Below are 16527 nucleotides of genomic sequence, written 5' to 3'. Positions count from 1 at the left end.
GGGTTCGCGCTCATCCGGCCTGACAATCCAATGTTCGATCAAGTCGTCATGTCACCAGTCGCGCGCCGGCCGAGATCGCATGCGTGGTGGAACGCCGTGAATGCCTGGCTGCTGCTGTTGCCGGCGGCCGTGCTGCTGATTGCGTTCACGCATTTCCCGATATTGGCCACGATCCGGCATTCCTTCTTCATCACGCGCCGAAACGGCACCGAGGCCTTCGTGGGCATCGAGAGCTACCATTCAATGGCCGCCGATCCGATTTTCCGGAGGGCGCTGGTCAACAATTTCTGGTTCGCACTCGGCACCATTCCAACGTCGATCGCGTTGGCGCTGCTGATGGCGATGTGGGTCAACCGCAACATGCGCGGACGCGGCTTCCTGCGCCTTGCATATTTCACGCCCACCGTGCTGCCGATGATAGCGGTTGCCAACATCTGGCTGTTTTTTTACACGCCAGACTATGGATTGCTGGATCAGCTCCGCGGGCTGTTCGGTTTCGCAGGTTGGAATTGGCTCGGCGATCCTTCGACCGTGATGAGCTGCCTGGTCGTCATGGTGATCTGGAAGGAAGCCGGATTCTTCATGATCTTCTATCTCGCCGCGCTGCAGCAGCTTTCGCCCGATCTTGAGGAAGCGGCGGCCGTTGAGGGTGCGAGCCGTTGGTACACGTTTCGGCGGATTACCTTTCCACTGCTGATGCCGACCACCCTGTTTGTGGCGATCAATGCGGTCATCAATTCGTTCAAGCTGGTCGATCACCTTGTCATCATGACCAAGGGTGGTCCCAACAACGCAAGTACATTGCTGCTCTATTACATCTACGAAGTTGCATTCACGTTCCAGGATTCAGCCTATGCGGCGACACTGACGGTGGTACTTCTGGTCCTACTGAGCACGGTTGCACTGATCAAGTTCGGTTATCTCGATCGCAGGATCCATTATCAATGAACGGGCGGACGCATCCTCTTGAAGTGATCGCCGCGTGGCTATTGGCATTGCTTTGGCTTGCGCCGCTGGCCTATGCCTTCTGGAGCGCGCTGCATCCGGCGGCCTATGCAACGTCGTTCAGCCTGTCTGCGCCCTGGACGCTGGAGAATTTTGCACGGGCTTGGAATCAGGCGCCGTTCGGCCGATATTATTTCAATACGGTCGTTCTGGTCGTTCTGATCCTGATTGGGCAACTTGTCCTGTCGACCCTGGCGGCCTACGCCTTCGCGCGCTTCACGTTCAAAGGTAGCGGCATAGCGTTTGCGCTCGTCCTGCTCCAATTGATGATCATGCCCGACGTCCTGATTGTCGAGAATTACCGCATGATCGGAAAGCTTGGATTACTGGATACCATTCCGGCGATCGCGTTGCCGTATCTCGCGAGCGCTTTCGGCATCTTCCTGTTGCGGCAGACGTTCAAGAGTGTTCCGCAGGAACTGGTCGAAGCGGCCCGCGTCGAGGGCGCGGGGCCGTTGCAGATTCTCTGGCGGATTTACGTGCCGCTGGCGCGGCCTACTTATGTTGCCTTCGGTCTCGTTTCGGTCAGCTATCACTGGAACAATTTCCTGTGGCCGCTGATCGTCACAAATTCAGTGGAAGCCAGGCCTCTGACCGTTGGACTGGCTGTGTTCGGCGCACCGGAGACCGGTGTGGACTGGTCGATCATCACCGCTGCGACCGTAATGACGATGGCGCCACTGCTGTTCGCTTTCCTTCTGTTCCAGCGGCAGTTCGTTCAATCCTTCATGCGTGCGGGAATCCGCTAATGCGGTTGATCACGTGGAATATCCAGTGCGGAAAGGGTTGCGACGGCGTAACCGACCTGGCGCGGATCGTTGCCGTAGCGAAGGAGATGGCCGACGTAGATGTCTTGTGTTTCCAGGAAGTATCTAGCAGTTTTTCCAAACTCGACGGCAATACGGATCAAAGCGGGCAACTTGCTGCGCTGCTATCCGATTATCTGCCGGTGTTTCGCCCGGCGATCGAAACGATGGACAGCGCGGGCGGATTACACCGGTTCGGAAACATGACGCTGTCGCGCTTGCCGGTCTTGCAGATTGCCAATCACCTGCTGCCGTGGCCGGGAGCTGGCGCCACGCGCAGCATGCGCCGTCACGCGCTGGAGGTCACGGTCCAGGCCGCATTCGGCGTGCTGCGGATCGTCAATACGCATCTCGAATACCACTCTGCCGATCAGCGCGAAGCGCAGATTACCCGACTGCTGGACCTGCAGCAGGAAGCGTCGACGAGCCCCAAAGCGTCGGTTTCCCAGCACAACGAGCCTTACGGGAGTCAGACGTTGGCGGCGCCGAGCTTGTTGTGCGGTGATTTCAACTTCGACGTCACCGACCGGCAGCATGCACTGATTGATCGATCGGCTCGGCCCGGCCTTAACTACCGGGACGCATGGGCCATCTGCCATCCGGACCAACCGCGATCGCCAACCTGCGGATTGTACGATCGTGTGCAATGGGCGGCTGGGCCGGATTGTCGCGACTTTATTTTCACGACAGAAGATCTGACAGGCCGGATCAGCCGCGTCGAAGTCAATAGCAAGACCGACGCCTCCGATCATCAACCTATCCTCATCGAACTGGCTGATTGAGATTGCCTGTCACTCTTCTGATAGAGTAGGGGCCAGAGCGAAGGCGCGACGCGCACCCGGTCGATCGTGCCATGCTTCCCATGCTCGGACCAACCGGGCTTGAGCGCGATCGCCCGAGCCGCATCAGAATCGGGTAGTGCCTCAGTTTGAAATGGGCGGCCTTGGCGGCATCAAATGGAAGTACTCAGGTCTCGCAATCCCGGCCCGCTCGCGCATCATCAGTTCGAAAAGACCGAGAGCGACGGCGAGCATGGGTAGGCCAAACAACCACGCTTCAGTGGAATACAGAGGCCGGCCGAAGTGATCGAGGTAGCTTGATCGGTCAGCAGTGATAGTGATGGCGAAGGAATACGCCAAAAAGCTCACCCAGCTTATCCATCTTGTAATTCGCAAAACCAACCACGCCACAAATGCTCCGCTTTTCATGACTGGTCTCCCTCTGAGCACGGCTCCTGTCTTGCCAAAGTTTACCGTTAAGTAGGCTACACCTTCGCGGGATTATCTCAATTCCTATCCGGCCCGTCCGATGTTATGATTTCTGCGGCGTCGGGGTGTTGACACCGGCGCTTAGCACAAACTTTCCCCGTCCCGCTTTTCTTGCGGGCGGGGTTTTCTGCTCGGCGGAAACAAGGGCGCCTGTGCGGCTTCAACCATGTATCGGCGGCGCGATGCCTGTCCTAGTGGATTTAGGTGGCCTTCAATACGTCCCGATGCACTCGCAGTAGGTCGCGTGATGGTGAAGGAAATCAAATTTCTTCGGGAGCCGGCGGATAAGGCTGAGCGCATGGCGCGGTTCGCCTCAGACGACGAAGTCTCCCAAAGTTTCTTGAATATGGCGAAGACCTATCGCAGTCAGGCGGAGGTGCTGAAGGCTAAGAAAAAGTCCACCAAAAAACGGCCATGACCAATATCGAAACAGTCTTGTTGCGTAGACAATGAAGTAAGGCTTGATCAGTTGCACTTCACATCGTTGTTCAACTAGCAAAGGAAGGTCCGAAATGAACAGATTTGCATCTATCGCTTTTGCCCTCGCCCTGTCTGCTGGATCGGTCAATCTGGTGAAGGCGGCCGATCAACCGGGGCCGGACTGGATGCCCGCGCTGCAAGTGATCGATAAAGTTCTTAACTCTGGCTATACGCAAGTAACCAAATTTGAAGCCGACGATGGCCGATGGGAAGGCGAGGGTCTTAAGAACGGACAGAAGATGGAATTTCATGCCGATCCCAAGACCGGCGTGATCACCTCCGAAAAGCCCGATGACTAAGCTGGCGCAGTGAAGCGCTGATCGCATCCAGGCGCGAGCAGGTTCGTCGCGAAGGACAGCGCGTGGCCGCAACGACGTACCGGAGCAGCGGCGACCGCGCGCCGTCTATTGCGGACGGCGCTGTGCTTTTTCGGTCGAGCCATAGACGTAGTTGCGCCCGTCCAGCTTCAGCGCCTCGGCACGCACCTCGTCCATCTCCTGGGGACTGAGCTGCACGACCTTGACCAGGTCGAGCATCTCCTTTTTCTCATCGTTGCCGGCGTAGCCGACCTTGATGTTGCCGACTCCCGGGGCATAGTACTTGAGTTGGCGAGCGCCACTCGCCTCTGACAGGGCCCATTCCTCGGTCACCAGGACGTTCTCATAGGTGCCGGCAGGAACCTTGACCTTCTGGCCCGTCTTGAACACCTGGCCACGATCGGTCCAATTGAACGGTGGTGGTGCATAGCCCTGCGAGTAACTCGGTGTGCCCTGTTTCGGGTCGGCCTTCATCATGATGCCGGCCTTGGCACCGTTCAGATGGCCGACCATCCAAGCTTGTCCGCCGACCAGATCGGTACCCTCGTACAATTCTCGGTATTGGCCGAGATGCCAGACATTACCGTCATCGTCTTGAGCGAAGAAGGTTAGCTCACTTTCTTCGAGCTTGCCGTCGGCTATGTCGCGGTCCCAGACGACGACGACGTCAATCCCGTTGATCTTTTTTACAAGGTCAGTGACCGTGAACACGATGCTATGTGGTTTGCGCTTGCCATTGTCGTCGACCGTCGTCCCAGCAAACACCAGCTGCGTGCCGGGCTTCAGCGGCATCCACTTGTTGTCGATGATGGTCGGCCGGTTGAACTTTTTTGGATCGATGTCCAGCAAGTCGGTGAGCTTATCCAGGGCTCGTGCGGTTGGGGCAAAGCAGGCGAGTAGGGTCGCTATTCCAAAACATATGCCAATCTCTCGTGTCTTGAGAAAGATCACCATTGTAGGTCTCCCACTCTCAGGTGTTGCTGCCGTAATGGCAGTAGCTGTTACTTATCCTGTCTCGTTTTGAGGGGTAGGGCGCTAATCCAAACTGGCGTTCCAGTTTAGCGTGGCCGAAAGCGGTAGGCCGGTCAACGAGAAGATCATTCCCAACTTGTTTTGCCGGGGCGCTCAATCTATTCTTGGTGCTTGGCCTCGACCTCGTCGGGCGGGGCTTGTGGCTCCAAAGAGAGCCCGTAAAACGAAGGCAAAGGAGGACACGCTATGACGATGAAGCATGTTGCCTTGAGTCTAGCTTTCGCGCTCGGCCTTGCGGTAGTGGGCGCGCCGGCCTCCGCACAAGAGGGCCCAAAACTTTACGTCTTCTCATCCGGCTCGTTGGGAGGCTTCCCGAAGGCCGCCCTGCAGATGGGTGGGCAAGGCAATATCGACTGGGCACCGGTGAGTTTCTATGTGCTCAAACATCCCAAGGGCAACGTCATTATTGATACCGGAAACAACGACAAGACGATAACCGACCCCGAGGGATGGTGGGGACCGCTTGCCAAGGGCTTTGGCCTCAAGATGACGAAGGATGACGCAATTCCGGCGCAGCTTGCCAAGATCGGTCTCAAGACCGACGACATCAAATACGTGGTGGCCGGTCACTTACATCTGGATCACGGCGGAAACGTCGGCCAGTTTCCGAATTCGACCCTCGTCGTCCAGGAAGATGAGCTGAAGGCTGCCTGGTGGCCGGATGTCGGCTTCTCCGTCTATTACATTCCAGGCGATTTCGCCGACACGAAGAAAATGAACGTCATCCGCCTCAACGGCGATCTGGACCTATTCGACGACGGCTCGGTGCGTGTCATGCGTGCTCCTGGCCATACCCCGGGCAGTCAGTTCGTGACCGTGAAGCTGCCCAAGACCGGCTCGGTCATCCTCACCAGCGACGTGGTCTATCTCAAGGAAAATCTCGACAAGAACCTCATCCCGCCGATCCCCGGCACACAAAACCCGGGCGACGCCTATCGCAGCTATCAGCGCATTAGACTGGTGCGCGATGCGAATAACGCGCAGATTTTCTACGGGCACGATCCGGAAATCTTCAAGGCGACGAAGAAGGCGCCGGAGTTTTACGATTGAGATCTGAATCGGCGCGGGCTCTCCTCGCGAGCAGGGCCCGCACCAAACCGTCCACGCGAGCCTGCCGGGGCGACGCAGTCGCAGGCCTGTCTGCAAGGCAGACGCTGCCTTGTCGGGGCGCTGCATGACCATCTCGTCAATCGACGCGGCGCCGCGCGACGATGCGCCAATCCGTACGACGGATACTCCGGCCATCTCAGCGGTCAGCGTAAGCAAACGCTACGGTTCGGTCACGGCGCTCGACCGGCTCACGCTCGACATCCGCCGCGGCGAAGTGTTCGGCCTGTTGGGACCGAACGGCTCCGGCAAAACCACCTTCATGCGGCTGCTCGCGGGCTACCTGCTGCCGTCTGCAGGGCGGCTCACGGTGGCAGGCCTCGACACCGTGCGCGATTCGCTCGCGGTGCGGCGGCTTATCGGCTATGTGCCGGAATCGGCGCCTCTCTACCGGCAAATGCGCGTCGGCGAATTCCTCGCATTCATGGCCCGGCTCCGCGGCTTGCCTGAACGGACGGTGGCCGCCGCCGTGGAGCGTGTCGTCGACCGACTGGCGTTAGGTGCTGTGGTGGACAAGCCGACCCGGGCCCTGTCGCGTGGCTATCGCCAGCGGGCGGCGCTCGCTCAGGCATTGATCCACGATCCTGATATTCTCATCCTCGACGAGCCGACCAATGGGCTTGATCCACGCCAGATCATTGAAATGAGGGAACTGATCCGCTCGCTTGCCAGGCGCCACACGGTGCTCATGAGTTCGCATATCCTGAGCGAGGTGGAGAAAATCTCCGACCGCGTGGCGGTGATGCTCGACGGCCGGTTGCTCGGTGTCCAGGCCATGGCCGATACGCCGGATCTCGAAGGCTGGTTTTTGTCGCTGACATGAGAACGCTGCGCATCCTCTTCGCCAAGGAGCTGAACGCGACGCTGACGTCGCCGATCGGCTACACGGTGGCGGCCGTGTTTCTGCTCGTGCTCGGCTATACCTTCAGCCTGACGCTTTTCGTCACCAAGGTCGCCAACCTCCAATACATCTTTCACCAGATGTACGTGCTGTCGATCCTGCTGGTGCCCGTTCTGACCATGCGCACCTTCGCCGAAGAGCGGCGATCGGAAACGCTCGAACTGCTGCTCACCGCGCCGGTTCGCGAGCTCTCGGTCGTGCTGGCGAAATATGCAGCGACGCTGACGCTCGTGCTCGGAATTTTCGCGCTGACGCTCATTTACGCCGTGATCCTCGGCCGGTACGGCGAACCGGATTGGGGGCCGATTTATGCCGGCTATCTGGCGCTCGCGCTCCACGCCTCGCTGCTAGTCGCCGTCGGTCTCCTGATGTCGAGCATTACCGAGAGCCAGGTCGTGGCCGCGGCGTTGTCGATCGGCGCGTTCCTGATGCTTTGGTTTGCCGATTCGGTGTCCTATCTTCTGCCACCCCCGTTCGACAGCTTTGCAATCAACCTCTCTTTGATAGGCCACTTCAAACCGATGGTCAGCGGCTCGGTATTCCTGTCTGACATCGGCTATTTCGTCACCGCGAGCATGCTTGCGCTTTTCCTGACCACCTGGGGGCTTGCGCAGCGATGAGCGACCAGCAAGGTTTGACCGATCTGCCGGCCGGGGATACCAGCTTTCTTCACAGCCTTCTCGAGCCGCTGCAGTCGCTCGACTGGATCAATCTCGGCTGGTTTGCCGGGGTAGTGCTCGCGCTGGTGCTGTTGTTTTCGGCTGGGCTGAAAGTGCCGGCGAGGCTCGCCTTCGCCAGCCGCATGGCCTCCGCCACGCTTGTCATCGCCGCCGCCGTCATGGTCACGATCCTCGCCAATGTCGCGCTGTTCCGTCATGACGCCCACCTCGACCTCACGCACGAAAAAGCCTTCACGCCGTCGGCGGAGGCGGGCGAAGTGGTGCGCAGGCTCAGCGAACCCATCGACGTCGTCTATTTCTACCAGAAGCAGAACCAGGCGGCGCGGGCGCTCGGCGCCATGTTGCGGCAACTCGAACGGCAGAATGCGAATTTTCGCGTGCAGCAGATCGACGCCGATCAGAATCCGGCGCTGGCCAGCAGCCAGGGCGTGCGAACCTATAATTCCGCCGTACTGCGCCTCGGCGAACGCCGTGTCGAAGTGATCACTACAGACGACCGCGAGATCGCGCTCGGTGTGTTGCGGCTGTTGCGGACCCGTGAGGTGGTGATCTGCTTCGCCTCGGGCCACGGCGAATACGACATCGACAATTTCGAATTCCACACGCATTTTGAGGGTGCCCACAATCATAGCCACAACGTCTCCGGCACCGGGGTGGTGCAGATGGAGCAGCACGGCATCGGCCGCCTGAGACGCGCCATCGAGAAGCTCGGCCTGGTCGCCCGAAAGGTCTCCTTCGCCATTGGGCAGCCGATCCCGGACGATTGCGCGGCGATCGTCGAAGCCAATCCGCGGACCCGCTACAGCCCCGGCGAAACCGACGTGCTGCGCCGCTATCTGGAACGCGGCGGCTCTGCGATGTTGCTGATCGAGCCGGACTACATCCTCGATGAGAGCATCGCGGCCCTACTTGCCAGCCTCGGCATCGCGGTGCACGATGGCGTGATCGTCGATCCGACCGAGCATTATTTCACCGACGAGCAGATGATCGCCGTATCGCGATACGGCCCACACCCTGCCACGCGGGGACTCGCGCTCTCGTTCTATCCAGGCGCGCGTCCGCTAGAGATATTGGCGGTGCCGGGCGTGCAGGTGACGCCACTGGCCGCCAGCAGCGGCGACAGCTACGTCATCGCAAATCGTCTTGGAGCCCATTCGAAATCGAAGTCCGGCCCCCGTTCATCGCAGATCATTGCGCTTGCAGCCGAGGGGCGGCTGGATGGATCGGCGGCAGCGACATTCCGCATGATTGTCGCGGGCGACGCCGATTTCGCCTCCAATTCCTTCTTTCCTTATCTGGCCAATTCGGACGCCGTGCTGGCCGGAATCTCCTGGCTGACGCGCGAGGAACGGGCGCCGGCGATGAGACCGCCGGTCGAGGTGCTGCCCATGGTCTCCCTTACCGGCGAGCAGATGCGCGGCATCTTCCTCGTCACGGTCCTGCTGATTCCCGGCTTGATAGCATTCGCCGGCAGCGCGATGTGGTGGTGGCGGCGATGAGCCGGCTGGCCTGGGCAGCCGCAGCGCTCGGCGCCACAGCCTTTCTCGCGGCTCTGGCGTTTACCGGCGGTCGCGGTGGCCCAGGGCTTCAGCCGTTCAAGCCCAAAGGACTGATGATGATTCCTCTCGAGGAGGTGCGCGAGGTCGATGTTACCGCCCCCCGTGGCCATTGGCATTTCGTGCGCACCCCCGAGGGCTGGCGCGCGACGCAGGGAACAGCCACCGCGGGTTTTGAGGCGCGGCTCGACAGCGCGCTCAAATTCCTGCGCAATTCGGGGCCGGACCGTATTCTGACGGCTGCGGAAGTCGCCCAAGCCGGCACGGCGCAGTTTGGCCTCGCGCCGCCCCGGCTGCGCATCGTCGTCAGCGGCCGCGGCGCCTCCGTCTTCGCCATTTCGTTCGGCGTCACCAATCCGATGGGCCTGTCGCATTATGCGAGGCTAAACGGGAGTCCGGAGATTGCGCTGCTGCCGGCCTTCGTTGCCGAGGAATGGGAACGGACGGGAGGAACGCCGTGACGGCGAGGCTGATGCGATGGGCTGTGCTCTGGCTGGCGCTCATTGTCTGCGGCGGCGCCCTTGCGCATGTGACCACGACGGGACTGTTGCGCATCGAATTCACAGGCGGCCGGATGCTCTATGCGCTTTCCGTCGCGTTGCCCGAGCTGCCGGCCCCAGCGACGGCCACGCTGACCGCTGCCGCCAATGGCGACCGCGCCGCAGCGGAAACGGTGGCCGAAGCGGCGCGCAGAAGCGTCACGGTCGACCTCGACGGCGGACGCTGCCGGGCGGGACGAGTGCGCATTGGTGGCGCCGGCACCAACGAGACCCGCGCAACGGTCGAGATCGACTTCACATGCGACGCTTCCCATGGCCGCCTCGACATTACCGAGGACTGGCGCGCCTTTCTGGGCGAGCACTACCAGACCCTCGGAAATCTCCGCACGTCGAGCGGCGAGCGGCCGGTGATCTTCGGGGAGGAAGCGAGGTCCGTCACTGAGGACATCGACCGCACCGTTGGGACAGGCTGGTTCGATTTCGTCAAGCTCGGCATCGAGCACATTCTCACCGGCTATGACCATCTGCTGTTCCTCGTTGCACTGCTGGCCACCGCGCGAGGCGTGTGGTCGGTAGTGCGCATCGTCACGGCCTTCACATTGGCCCACAGCGTGACGCTGTCGGTCGCAACGCTGGGCATTGTGACGATTCCCGACCGCGTCATCGAGCCGCTGATTGCGGCGACGATCGTGTGGGTCGCGCTGGAGAATCTTTTCGCGGCCGAGCCCGACCGGAGGCGGTGGATTTGGAGTTTCGGTTTCGGCCTGGTGCACGGCTTCGGGTTTGCCTCCGTACTTGGTGAACTCGGCTTGAAGGGGGCGACACTGGTGCGTGGGCTGGTGGGTTTCAATGTGGGAGTCGAAATCGGACAACTAATTTTCGTTGCCGTCTTCCTGCCGGCGTTGATGTGTCTGTCGCGCGGGCGCGGCTCGCGACTGGCCCCGCGCATCGCCTCGCTGACGGTAGCCGTAATCGGCACTTACTGGTTGGTCGAACGCATTTTTGTCGGTTGAGGATCGCTGTTGCCGAAGCCGGACTTCTGGATGGCTCAATTTACGGAATGAGCAATTATGGAACGACCGCTTCTGGCACCTTTGAGACATGCCGACGGACGACCAGAATGTCTGTTTCCTAGGGTAGACCGGAAGTGATCCGCCGGCGGTCAGAATGACGGGAATGACCCAACTCAGACATCGCAACTGCAGCCGCGCGGCCGTTGACACCCCCTCGGACGGGGTCCATGCTGGGTTAGCGCGTTCGGCATTCGAGGCAGTGTCGGCGACGAACCTCGTTCCAATAAAACATCGTGCCGAGCCGTAGCATCCGCTTGACGGATCAATCCGGCTTCGAATGGGCACGCGCTCCTTAACCGGAGGGAACGCTATGTCAAACAAGACACCCTTGATGTACGCCATATCTTTCGGTCTGGCGCTAACCCCGATTTGTTTCTCCACAGTGTCGGCTCAAGAAAGATGCAAGGTCAGTGACGAGGCCACGGCCGCTGACTCCAAATATACTCAGCAACATGTGCTGGACGTCGGTGATGTACCTGGGCATCAGATCCGCGTTTACGAGCTCCACCGTACCTATGCGAACGACAAGCCAAACTGCGAGAACCTCAAGCGCACCGAGTCATGGAGCCGAGGTTATTCCGACTACATCGATCGCAATGGCCGAACCTGGGGATACGACGTAATCTCGTTCGAAAATGGCGACAAGATCTTTTCTCAATTTGATGGAACGAGCCAAACCACGGTCGCGCCCGATGGTTCAACGAAAAGCACCTTCACAGGTGTCCTTCGATACACCGGCGGCACCGGACTATACCAGGGCGTTCGCGGACTCTTGAAGTTGAACGTTGTGTTTGACCTCGACAAGAACGTGAACCTGCTAAAAACCGAGGGTGAGTACTGGTTGCCAGCTTCAACGGTGGGTCAGAGTAAGAAGTGACGACCAGCGCGGAGCACGTCCGCTTTACCCCCGGTAGCCCCACGAACGGATTTGATCCTGGGGAACGACCCGCGTTCCGTCAATGTCCGTTCGTGGCACTGAACCGGCATCTCGGCCGGTCCGCCGGATGTCCGCTTTCAGGGGGTGAAGCGGAAAACATCTGCTCGCCGGGAGCATTTCCGGCTTTGACCCATCTCCGACATTTGCTGCCCGCTCATCATCCGGCATCTCTTGCGGCACCCTCAGTCGCTGCCGCGAGCATCCTATCATGGCTTTGAGGCGAGTGCTGCAATAGCAGCGACCAACAGAAGTCCGGCGACGCTCCAGACGACCAGACCGATCAGCAATTCGATAAACGGGTTCGACTTGCGGCCCCAAAGAGACAGAACTTTCTTGCCCGTATGATGGACGAGAAGTTCAAACGCCGCCTGGATCAATGCACCGATAAGACGAACAACGGCCTCAGCCATCTGAGCCTCCGTCGCTCATCTCGACCATCAGTGATCACTGCCGGCGTTGCCATCGCCCACATGACCACCAACGCTGTGGTCGGCGCTTTCACCATCGCCGCCCGATCCAGAGCCAGATTTAACAAAACCCCAGCGCTCCGCATCGACCATCATCGACGTGTAAAGCGCCCTGACAGCGCCATACTCAGGATCAGAGACCCTTAGTTCATCAAGTTTCTTTCTCAACTCAGCCAAATCTCCCAATCTGGCCTGCTTGTTGAAGAGCCAGTAGATTCCCAAGCCAAGCGGAAGCAGGGCGACGAGGCCGACCACGGCTGCCCAAAGAGCCGCCGGAGCTGCGATTATTTTCGTGACTGTATCCATGCCTTGTCCGCCCACGACCGGCTAATCGGTTTGTGCGAGAGGTCTATACCATCAACAACCTAACGGCGATCTGAACCAAATTACGAAAATTTGTGGAGTTCTCGAAGTGTCCGAATGCTCTTTGCGAACATTAAAGCCGCGATCGACCATTTCCGCTGTTGGCCCACATGCGAAGTCGGGGAATGTCCGCTTTCGCGCCGCTGTTGGAGTGCAAGCGGACATCGATCAGCCCAGCCGATTTATCAGTACACGGCCCAGGTCCGCTAGAGCACGCGTGCGTAGTCCAGTGCTGGTGACAAATTATTTCTTCTTATCAGCGGCTTTGAATGAAACACCCAGCCGCACTGAAACTTTGCGAATGCGCTCAGGCGTGCGTTTCATGATGCGAGCGGCTTCCTCTAGCGACTTCTTCGCTTTGGCGAGTTCGATAACGCGACGATCATCTGCAAATGACCATGACTTGCGAGCCATTGGTGAAGCGCTCCTTAAAAGACGAAGCCGCCGAGCGGAGTATGTTCGCTGGCGACTTTGCCGAGAGACCGGACGAGGGCAATTGGCCGGTGTTCCACTGATAGCTCAACGTTTCGATAGAGCAACGCATGTTGCGCGTTAAGCTAACTGTTCAACCTTACGACACCGGTCGAGCGGCGTTTGCGCGGCGGCTTCCGTATTTTTACGGTGAGCAAGAGAGCGCTTGACCAAGCGAAAGCGGCGCAGGCTCGATGGACAGCTAGGTCTCGGGGATTGCTCAGAGGCATTGATGCCGCTGTAATGGCCACCCATGAGCACCAAGAAACGTGAAGTGATCTGGGGCGGGCGGATCATGGGCGCGGACATGCGCCGAAACGGCCCGCCGAAACGCTAGGACGGCGGCCCGTGTGGCCGATCGAGCCGAGGCGGAAGCGTGGTCGGTCCGCATGGAAGGTTATGGCGGTCCGGCTCAGCCGTCTCCAACGATCGGCCAATGCCTGAACGGCGGTTATGGCTGGCTGGAGATCGAATGCTGCCGATGCAAGACACGGGCGAGCTTGCCGTTGGATGCCATCCGCAGGGCGCGCGATACGCCGATCTGGAAGCTAGAACCGTCCTTCCGATGTCGGTCCTGCGGCACGCGCCGCTATAAGCCGCCGGTCCGCATTATCAAGTTGACCGAACAGCGGGAGATTACGCCCTATAAGTGGGTACATCCTGATGAGGAGCGGTGAGACCGCATTGCAAGCAGAAGCGGACATCCGTGACGGTTACTTGGCTTCTCAGCTTTTGACCTTGGTCGTGTAAAAACGTCCTAGCGGAAGCATAGACGCGTCGCGAGCTTGGCGACTTGGCAGGGCGCAGTCATTTACCGAGTTTGGCGGCTTTTTCGATATGGCCGCACTCTGATGCGGATATGAGCGGTCTTGGGCGGTTCGTCACGGGCAGACGAACGCATATCTGCGACGACTACGCCCTCATCGCCGCCATGAGCGGCTGGATACCCATGATGTTCATGACGCGCGTGAGATTGTAAGCCAGCACATGAAGTGCCATCTCGGCGGCAACCCGTGGCAGCGTCTTCATCAAGAAGTGGGTTGCTCCCATTCGGGCCTTAATGGTGCCGAAGGGATGCTCGACCGTTTCGCGCCGCTGGCGCATCTTCTCCGGATGCTCGTCGAGTCGCCGCTGAACGGTTTCGAGAAGGTGTTCATGCTCCCATCGGGTGATTCTCCGCTCCTTGCCGGTGGTGCAGCTCTGCTTGATGGCGCAGCGCTGGCAGGCGTTGGTCGAGTAGCGGCGCAGGACCAATTCGTTTTCTTCGGTCGTGAAGGAGTAGGCGAGCCGCTCTCCCGCCGGACAAATGTAAACATCCTCCTCGACGACGTAGCGGAAGTCCTGCTTGCCGAAGCGCCCTTCCGTCTTTGAGTTCGAAGTCATCGGCTTTGGCAGCGTGACCGTGATGCCAGCTTCCTCGCATGCCAAGATTTGTCCGCTGCTGAAGTAGCCGCGATCGGCGACGACATCGAGGCTCGTGGCTTCCAGCGTCGTTTTCGTCTCTTTGGCCACGTTGGCGAGCTGCGACCGGTCGGTGCCGATGTTGGTCACCTCATGCGTGACGATTAGATGATGCTTGGTGTCCACGGCGACCTGGACGTTGTAGCCTACGACGCCGGAGCCTCGGCCGCTCGTCGCCATCGAACGGGAGTCAGGATCGGTCAGCGATATCTGCTGGTCGGGCGAGGTGAGCATCTGTTTCTCGACCGCTGTGAGGCGCTGCATCTCACTTTCGAGTTTCGCGAGCTTCTCCTTGAGCCGCGTCGTCTTGAGCGCGAGGGTCTCGGAAGGCTCCTGTCGATCGGCCGTGTCGAGCTGACCGAGATACCGCGCAACGCTCTCTTCAAGCTGTGCCCGGCGCCGCTCCACCTTCGCGCGGGTGAAGTTCCTATCGCGGTTGTTCACGGCTTTAAATTTGCTGCCGTCGATGGCAACGCTGGCTCTCGTCAGCAGGCCCATCTCGTGGCAGAGCTCGACGAAGCGTGCACACACCTTGCGGATCGCACGGCCATTGTCCTTGCGGAAATCCGCAATCGTCTTGTGATCTGGAACGAGCCGGCCCGTAAGCCACATCACCTCAACGTTGCGCCCGGCGTCACGCTCGAGCCGACGGCTTGACTGAACCCGGTTGAGATAGCCGTAGATATAGAGCTTCAACAGCGCCGAGGGATGATACGAAGGCCGACCAGTCCTCTCGGGATCGACCCCACTGAACCCTAGCTCGCCAAGGTCGAGTTGATCGACAAAGACGTCGATCACCCGAACCGGATTATCCTCGCCAATCCAGTCTTCCAAGCATTCGGGAAACAGCGTGCTTTGCCCGCGATCCAGGCCCTCAACGAAGCGCTTCATCCGATCCCCCCGCAAATCGCGTGGGAATCATACTCCGAGAATCACTTCAATCCGCACGTTTTCACACAACCAGGACCCAAAGCGGACCTTCAAGCCCAGAGCCGCCATGACTACTTCTGACCCAATGCGGAATGCCGGCGGATGTAGCGTGTGACACCGTTATCCGTTGAAGCGGATTGACCGAGGAGCCTCCTCATCCGCAATTTGACAGCATCTCCTAGAGTGTGGTCTCGACCGAGTGCGGCGAAATCCCAAGTTCACCAAATCCGGACATCTTCGGCGAAGACACGGTGTCGATCTGCATCAGTTCCACTTGATTGCGCCTGAGGAGCGGACTCGGCAACATTTCGACGCCCACGCAAGTGCATGCCAAACGGCAAGCGGGATTGGAATCGGTCGGGGCGCAAGTCCAGCCTGGTGCGCAACGGCTCTAAGAAACTCCTCGTAAGTGTAGACGCGAGGGCCGCCGAACTCGAAGTCGTTGAAGGCGTCTCTGCTCGCTGCATGACCCGAGCAATCGCCTCCGCCACATCTTCCACATAGGCCGATGGCAATCTGGTCACGCCGCGGCCGAACATCGGATAGACTGGAAGGTGGCGGAGGAGCTTGAGGATGGTCGTGAGAAACGCGTCATCCGGTCCGAACATCACGGCCGGGCGGATGAAAGGTGTCTCGACGAACGCGGCCCGGACCGTCAGTTCGCCTTCGCCGCGCTTTCGGATGTACCGTGATTGCGAAACGGCATCGGCGCCGATTCCTGAGATGTGAATCAGCCGATCGACTCCGGTACGGTGCGCTTGAGCCGCTACCCGTTGGGCAGAATCGACGTGAACGGAATGACAAGTCTCCTGTCCGTGCTCGACGTAAAGCCTTACCGCATCTACAACGCCGCAGGCGCCGGCAAGCGCATCCGCGACTGATCGCTCGTCGTGAATGTTGGCCCCTACGGATTGAAGTTGCGGATCATCACGACTAAACAGCCTGTGCCCCTGATCCGGATGCCTTGACGCGATCCGAACGGGAAATCCGCGAGAGCGCAGATGCCGAACGATGCGGCGGCCGAGAAAGCCGGTTCCGCCGAACACGGTGACGGTGCGACCGTTCGTTGCCATCCTTTGATTTTCTCGGTGCTCAGAGAGACCGTAGCATAGCCCCAGCCGAAGCTGATGTCAGGGTGACGGCCCTTCTGTCTCAGCAAGCCCCCCAACTTCC

19 protein-coding genes and 1 pseudogene are annotated in these 16527 nt (G+C 59.6%); 13 read left to right on the top strand and 7 right to left on the bottom strand.

What is annotated here, in order from left to right; all coding sequences use genetic code 11:
• Positions 1-30: 30 nt before the first annotated feature.
• The 3 genes from V1290_RS01565 to V1290_RS01555 are packed head-to-tail and all read left to right on the top strand — an operon-like array spanning position 31 to position 2593.
• On the top strand, positions 31-948 hold the full coding sequence (locus V1290_RS01565) for a carbohydrate ABC transporter permease (protein WP_442894958.1): 918 nt from the start codon (positions 31-33) through the stop codon (positions 946-948).
• On the top strand, positions 945-1754 hold the full coding sequence (locus tag V1290_RS01560; protein ID WP_334362669.1) for a carbohydrate ABC transporter permease: 810 nt from the start codon (positions 945-947) through the stop codon (positions 1752-1754). The genes V1290_RS01565 and V1290_RS01560 overlap by 4 nt, the downstream gene beginning before the upstream one ends.
• A complete protein-coding gene (locus V1290_RS01555; RefSeq protein WP_334362668.1) occupies positions 1754-2593 on the top strand; it encodes an endonuclease/exonuclease/phosphatase family protein in 840 nt (279 codons plus the stop codon). Before V1290_RS01560 ends, V1290_RS01555 begins: the two co-directional genes overlap by 1 nt.
• A gap of 141 nt (positions 2594-2734) precedes the next feature.
• On the opposite strand, the gene V1290_RS01550 is transcribed toward V1290_RS01555, so the two are convergent.
• Entirely contained in the window at positions 2735-3019 is a 285-nt protein-coding gene (locus V1290_RS01550) for a hypothetical protein (RefSeq protein ID WP_334362667.1), read from the bottom strand.
• 307 nt (positions 3020-3326) lie between these two features.
• Between V1290_RS01550 and V1290_RS01545 the strand changes: the two genes are divergently transcribed.
• Positions 3327-3497 carry a hypothetical protein gene (locus V1290_RS01545; protein WP_334362666.1) on the top strand — a complete coding sequence of 57 codons (171 nt, stop codon included), beginning with the start codon at positions 3327-3329 and terminating at the stop codon, positions 3495-3497.
• 94 nt (positions 3498-3591) lie between these two features.
• On the top strand, positions 3592-3858 hold the full coding sequence (locus tag V1290_RS01540) for a PepSY domain-containing protein (protein ID WP_334362665.1): 267 nt from the start codon (positions 3592-3594) through the stop codon (positions 3856-3858).
• A gap of 105 nt (positions 3859-3963) precedes the next feature.
• Here V1290_RS01540 and V1290_RS01535 read toward each other — a convergent pair whose 3' ends face one another.
• Entirely contained in the window at positions 3964-4830 is an 867-nt protein-coding gene (locus V1290_RS01535; RefSeq protein WP_334362664.1) for a hypothetical protein, read from the bottom strand.
• Positions 4831-5148: 318 nt separating this feature from the next.
• On the opposite strand from V1290_RS01535, the gene V1290_RS01530 reads away from it, so the two are divergent.
• The 7 genes from V1290_RS01530 to V1290_RS01500 all read left to right on the top strand — a co-directional run bounded on the left by V1290_RS01530 (position 5149) and on the right by V1290_RS01500 (position 11602).
• Entirely contained in the window at positions 5149-5958 is an 810-nt protein-coding gene (locus V1290_RS01530; RefSeq protein ID WP_334362663.1) for an N-acyl homoserine lactonase family protein, read from the top strand.
• A gap of 109 nt (positions 5959-6067) precedes the next feature.
• On the top strand, positions 6068-6838 hold the full coding sequence (locus V1290_RS01525; protein ID WP_334362662.1) for an ABC transporter ATP-binding protein: 771 nt from the start codon (positions 6068-6070) through the stop codon (positions 6836-6838).
• A complete protein-coding gene (locus V1290_RS01520) occupies positions 6835-7536 on the top strand; it encodes an ABC transporter permease (RefSeq protein WP_212421727.1) in 702 nt (233 codons plus the stop codon). Before V1290_RS01525 ends, V1290_RS01520 begins: the two co-directional genes overlap by 4 nt.
• A complete protein-coding gene (locus V1290_RS01515) occupies positions 7533-9095 on the top strand; it encodes a GldG family protein (protein WP_334362661.1) in 1563 nt (520 codons plus the stop codon). Before V1290_RS01520 ends, V1290_RS01515 begins: the two co-directional genes overlap by 4 nt.
• Entirely contained in the window at positions 9092-9613 is a 522-nt protein-coding gene (locus tag V1290_RS01510) for a hypothetical protein (protein WP_334362660.1), read from the top strand. Before V1290_RS01515 ends, V1290_RS01510 begins: the two co-directional genes overlap by 4 nt.
• Positions 9610-10665 carry a HupE/UreJ family protein gene (locus V1290_RS01505; RefSeq protein WP_334362659.1) on the top strand — a complete coding sequence of 352 codons (1056 nt, stop codon included), beginning with the start codon at positions 9610-9612 and terminating at the stop codon, positions 10663-10665. The genes V1290_RS01510 and V1290_RS01505 overlap by 4 nt, the downstream gene beginning before the upstream one ends.
• Before the next feature lie 370 nt (positions 10666-11035).
• Entirely contained in the window at positions 11036-11602 is a 567-nt protein-coding gene (locus V1290_RS01500) for a hypothetical protein (protein ID WP_334362658.1), read from the top strand.
• A 266-nt stretch (positions 11603-11868) separates the two neighbouring features.
• Here the strand turns inward: V1290_RS01500 and V1290_RS01495 are convergent, their stop codons facing one another.
• The 3 genes from V1290_RS01495 to V1290_RS01485 all read right to left on the bottom strand — a co-directional run bounded on the left by V1290_RS01495 (position 11869) and on the right by V1290_RS01485 (position 12906).
• A complete protein-coding gene (locus tag V1290_RS01495) occupies positions 11869-12072 on the bottom strand; it encodes a hypothetical protein (protein ID WP_334362657.1) in 204 nt (67 codons plus the stop codon).
• A gap of 27 nt (positions 12073-12099) precedes the next feature.
• Entirely contained in the window at positions 12100-12435 is a 336-nt protein-coding gene (locus V1290_RS01490; protein WP_334362656.1) for a hypothetical protein, read from the bottom strand.
• Between the two features lie 300 nt (positions 12436-12735).
• The gene (locus tag V1290_RS01485) at positions 12736-12906 is read right to left on the bottom strand and encodes a hypothetical protein (RefSeq protein WP_334362654.1); all 171 of its coding nucleotides are present in this window, start codon (positions 12904-12906) and stop codon (positions 12736-12738) included.
• A 310-nt stretch (positions 12907-13216) separates the two neighbouring features.
• Here V1290_RS01485 and V1290_RS01480 point away from each other — a divergent pair.
• Positions 13217-13640: pseudogene (locus tag V1290_RS01480) on the top strand (hypothetical protein).
• Between the two features lie 235 nt (positions 13641-13875).
• Here the strand turns inward: V1290_RS01480 and V1290_RS01475 are convergent.
• Together V1290_RS01475 and V1290_RS01470 are read right to left on the bottom strand one after the other, a co-directional pair.
• The gene (locus V1290_RS01475; protein ID WP_334362653.1) at positions 13876-15315 is read right to left on the bottom strand and encodes an IS1182 family transposase; all 1440 of its coding nucleotides are present in this window, start codon (positions 15313-15315) and stop codon (positions 13876-13878) included.
• 257 nt (positions 15316-15572) lie between these two features.
• A complete protein-coding gene (locus V1290_RS01470) occupies positions 15573-16427 on the bottom strand; it encodes an NAD(P)H-binding protein (protein ID WP_334362652.1) in 855 nt (284 codons plus the stop codon).
• Positions 16428-16527 lie beyond the last annotated feature (100 nt).

The sequence above is a fragment of the Bradyrhizobium sp. AZCC 1578 genome (genome assembly GCF_036924675.1).
Lineage (GTDB): Bacteria > Pseudomonadota > Alphaproteobacteria > Rhizobiales > Xanthobacteraceae > Bradyrhizobium.
The sequence above is the reverse complement of the archived record's forward strand: the minus strand, read 5'-3'. Positions and strand labels throughout refer to the sequence as shown.

What these genes read in the sequence shown, in the direction of transcription:
- V1290_RS01565 (WP_442894958.1), top strand. Translation starts at nt 31, where the DNA reads ATGTTCGATCAAGTCGTCATGTCACCAGTCGCGCGCCGGCCGAGATCG.
- V1290_RS01560 (WP_334362669.1), top strand. Translation starts at nt 945, where the DNA reads ATGAACGGGCGGACGCATCCTCTTGAAGTGATCGCCGCGTGGCTATTG.
- V1290_RS01555 (WP_334362668.1), top strand. Translation starts at nt 1,754, where the DNA reads ATGCGGTTGATCACGTGGAATATCCAGTGCGGAAAGGGTTGCGACGGC.
- V1290_RS01550 (WP_334362667.1), bottom strand. Translation starts at nt 3,019, where the DNA reads ATGAAAAGCGGAGCATTTGTGGCGTGGTTGGTTTTGCGAATTACAAGA.
- V1290_RS01545 (WP_334362666.1), top strand. Translation starts at nt 3,327, where the DNA reads ATGGTGAAGGAAATCAAATTTCTTCGGGAGCCGGCGGATAAGGCTGAG.
- V1290_RS01540 (WP_334362665.1), top strand. Translation starts at nt 3,592, where the DNA reads ATGAACAGATTTGCATCTATCGCTTTTGCCCTCGCCCTGTCTGCTGGA.
- V1290_RS01535 (WP_334362664.1), bottom strand. Translation starts at nt 4,830, where the DNA reads ATGGTGATCTTTCTCAAGACACGAGAGATTGGCATATGTTTTGGAATA.
- V1290_RS01520 (WP_212421727.1), top strand. Translation starts at nt 6,835, where the DNA reads ATGAGAACGCTGCGCATCCTCTTCGCCAAGGAGCTGAACGCGACGCTG.
- V1290_RS01515 (WP_334362661.1), top strand. Translation starts at nt 7,533, where the DNA reads ATGAGCGACCAGCAAGGTTTGACCGATCTGCCGGCCGGGGATACCAGC.
- V1290_RS01510 (WP_334362660.1), top strand. Translation starts at nt 9,092, where the DNA reads ATGAGCCGGCTGGCCTGGGCAGCCGCAGCGCTCGGCGCCACAGCCTTT.
- V1290_RS01500 (WP_334362658.1), top strand. Translation starts at nt 11,036, where the DNA reads ATGTCAAACAAGACACCCTTGATGTACGCCATATCTTTCGGTCTGGCG.
- V1290_RS01495 (WP_334362657.1), bottom strand. Translation starts at nt 12,072, where the DNA reads ATGGCTGAGGCCGTTGTTCGTCTTATCGGTGCATTGATCCAGGCGGCG.
- V1290_RS01490 (WP_334362656.1), bottom strand. Translation starts at nt 12,435, where the DNA reads ATGGATACAGTCACGAAAATAATCGCAGCTCCGGCGGCTCTTTGGGCA.
- V1290_RS01485 (WP_334362654.1), bottom strand. Translation starts at nt 12,906, where the DNA reads ATGGCTCGCAAGTCATGGTCATTTGCAGATGATCGTCGCGTTATCGAA.
- V1290_RS01475 (WP_334362653.1), bottom strand. Translation starts at nt 15,315, where the DNA reads ATGAAGCGCTTCGTTGAGGGCCTGGATCGCGGGCAAAGCACGCTGTTT.
- V1290_RS01470 (WP_334362652.1), bottom strand. Translation starts at nt 16,427, where the DNA reads ATGGCAACGAACGGTCGCACCGTCACCGTGTTCGGCGGAACCGGCTTT.